General features: G+C 42.3%; 1 pseudogene. It reads left to right on the forward strand.

From position 1 onward, the window contains the following. Window positions 1-129 precede the first annotated feature (129 nt). Window positions 130-1,387: pseudogene (locus F6K53_RS42095) on the forward strand (transposase). Window positions 1,388-1,462: the final 75 nt, after the last annotated feature.

The raw sequence follows: 1,462 nt of genomic DNA on the forward strand, positions 1-1,462 counted from the left end.
TAATCAATAAGTTTTAACCCTTTTACGCATAGCCTGCCAACCATAAAGGCTCCACTATCTTACGGTAACTTCAACGGACGGCTTTCTCTTTTTGTGTTCTACTTTACGTAGAGTTATTCCACGTCAAAAATGAAGGTCTTAGAGTTTAAGGTCAAAGGGAAGAAAACTCAATATGCTGCGATTGATGAAGCAATCCGTACTGGTCAGTTTGTTCGGAACAAGTGCATTCGTTACTGGATGGACAATAAAGGCGTAGGACAAAAAGACCTGTACCGTCATAACACGTGGCTTAGAGCTGAATACGCCTTTGTAAAAGACCTAAACTCTCATGCATGTCAAGCTTCGGTTGAAAGAGCTTATAGCTCAATTGCTAGATTTTACGATAAATGCAAAAAGCAAGTTCCTGGCAAAAAGGGATATCCTAAGTTTAAAAAGTTTTCTCGATTCGGCGTAGCCGACGCTGCGCGAACAGTTGAATACAAGACATCGGGCTGGAAGTTGTCAGGGGATGCTAAATCAATAAATTTCTTAGACAAGAAAGGTATTGGAAAGCTAAAACTGAAAGGGACTTGGGAGTTATGGCGTTACGATCTTAAGCTAATCAAACGAGTTAGATTGGTGCGCCGCGCAGATGGTTACTACGTCCAGTTCTGTATAAAAATTGATACAAAAGAATCTTTAGAGCCTGCTCATACTAATGTTGGATTAGACGTAGGACTCAAGGAATTTTACACTGATTCTAAGGGAGGTGTAGAGCCGAATCCCAGGTTTTATCGTAAAGGAGAAAAAAAACTAAAGTTTTATCAACGTCGGGTTTCTCGCAAAAAGAAAGGCTCATCCAATCGCAAAAAAGCCATTAATAGATTAGGCCGGACACACCTTAAGATAAGTAGGCAACGTGAAGAACATGCCAAGAGACTGGCGCGTTGCGTAATCCACTCTAACGACGTGGTCGCTTACGTTCGCGCAGCGTGCCGTAAGGCAAGACTTAAGGGTTAAGAATCTGGTTAAAAACCACTGTCTTGCCAAGTCTATCAATGATGCGGGTTGGTATCAATTTAGGAAATGGCTGGAATATTTTGGACAAAAGTTTGGTAAACAAACGATAGCGGTAAATCCTGCTTACACTAGTCAAAATTGTTCCAGTTGTGGTGAAGTTGTCAAAAAATCGCTATCAACTAGAACCCATTCTTGTTCATGTGGGTGTGTGTTAGATTCGCCGAAGGCGACGCTACGCGAACGCGATCATAATGCAGCCATCAATATTTTAAAAAGAGCCTTGGGTACGGTAGGGTTTGAAGTTACCGTAAGTAGAGTGGAGCCTTTACAGGGGACTGGCTATGAGAAAAAGGGTCAAAACTTATTAACTAAGGCTCCACTCTACTAAGGTTTCGTTTCCGGCACACCGGAACCTGGATCATCGATCCGAACACTTCGGGAGATCTGACCTCTACTGTTCTTG

Origin of the sequence: Moorena sp. SIO4A1, assembly GCF_010672065.1 — a bacterium.
Taxonomy (GTDB): domain Bacteria; phylum Cyanobacteriota; class Cyanobacteriia; order Cyanobacteriales; family Coleofasciculaceae; genus Moorena.